Annotated in this window: 1 rRNA gene; it reads right to left on the bottom strand. The window is 51.2% G+C overall.

The features are described from left to right. Positions 1-1,447 (bottom strand): 23S ribosomal RNA (locus HCX89_RS22590); the annotation flags it as partial. Positions 1,448-1,470: the final 23 nt, after the last annotated feature.

Raw genomic sequence — 1,470 nt, 5'->3', positions numbered from 1 at the left:
ACCAACGCCGCGCCGGCCTAGCCTTCTCCGTCTCTCCATCGCAGTTAGCAGAAGTACGGGAATATTAACCCGTTTCCCATCGACTACGCCTTTCAGCCTCGCCTTAGGGGTCGACTCACCCTGCCCCGATTAACGTTGGACAGGAACCCTTGGTCTTTCGGCGAGGGGGTTTTTCACCCCCTTTATCGTTACTCATGTCAGCATTCGCACTTCTGATACCTCCAGCGTGGGTTACCCCTTCGCCTTCAACGGCTTACAGAACGCTCCTCTACCGCACTGATGCAAGCATCAGTACCCGTAGCTTCGGTGAATTGCTTAGCCCCGTTACATCTTCCGCGCAGGCCGACTCGACTAGTGAGCTATTACGCTTTCTTTAAATGATGGCTGCTTCTAAGCCAACATCCTAGCTGTCTAAGCCTTCCCACATCGTTTCCCACTTAGCAATTACTTTGGGACCTTAGCTGACGGTCTGGGTTGTTTCCCTTTTGACGACGGACGTTAGCACCCGCCGTCTGTCTCCCGGATAGCACTCTTTGGTATTCGGAGTTTGCAAAGGGTTGGTAAGTCGGGATGACCCCCTAGCCTTAACAGTGCTCTACCCCCAAAGGTGTTCGTCCGAGGCGCTACCTAAATAGCTTTCGAGGAGAACCAGATATCTCCCGGTTTGATTGGCCTTTCACCCCCAGCCACAAGTCATCCGCTAATTTTTCAACATTAGTCGGTTCGGTCCTCCAGTTGATGTTACTCAACCTTCAACCTGCCCATGGCTAGATCACCGGGTTTCGGGTCTACACCTAGCAACTATACGCGCAGTTAACACTCGGTTTCCCTACGGCTCCGCTATTCGCTTAACCTCGCTACTAAATGTAAGTCGCTGACCCATTATACAAAAGGTACGCAGTCACGGTCTCAAGAACCGCTTCCACTGCTTGTACGTATACGGTTTCAGGTTCTATTTCACTCCCCTCACAGGGGTTCTTTTCGCCTTTCCCTCACGGTACTGGTTCACTATCGGTCAGTCAGGAGTATTTAGCCTTGGAGGATGGTCCCCCCATATTCAGACAACATATCACGTGTGCCGCCTTACTCGATTTCATCTCTGGTTAGTTTACATGTACGGGGCTATCACCCTGTGCCGCTGTGCTTTCCAACACATTCCACTAACACCCCAAAGACTTAAGGGCTAATCCCCGTTCGCTCGCCGCTACTTGGGGAATCTCGGTTGATTTCTTTTCCTAAGGGTACTTAGATGTTTCAGTTCCCCTCGTTCGCCTCAATACGCTATGTATTCACGTATTGATGACAGCTTATGCTGCCGGGTTTCCCCATTCGGACATCGCTGGCTCAAATGCTTGTTACTAGCTCACCAACGCTTTTCGCAAGTTACTACGTCCTTCATCGCCTCTGACTGCCAAGGCATCCACCGTATACGCTTGGTCGCTTAACCATACAACCCGGATGAGTTTTCAT

Source organism: Shewanella sp. Iso12 (assembly GCF_012030025.1).
GTDB classification, from domain to species: domain Bacteria; phylum Pseudomonadota; class Gammaproteobacteria; order Enterobacterales; family Shewanellaceae; genus Shewanella; species Shewanella algae.
This window is presented reverse-complemented; position numbering and strand designations above follow the sequence as displayed.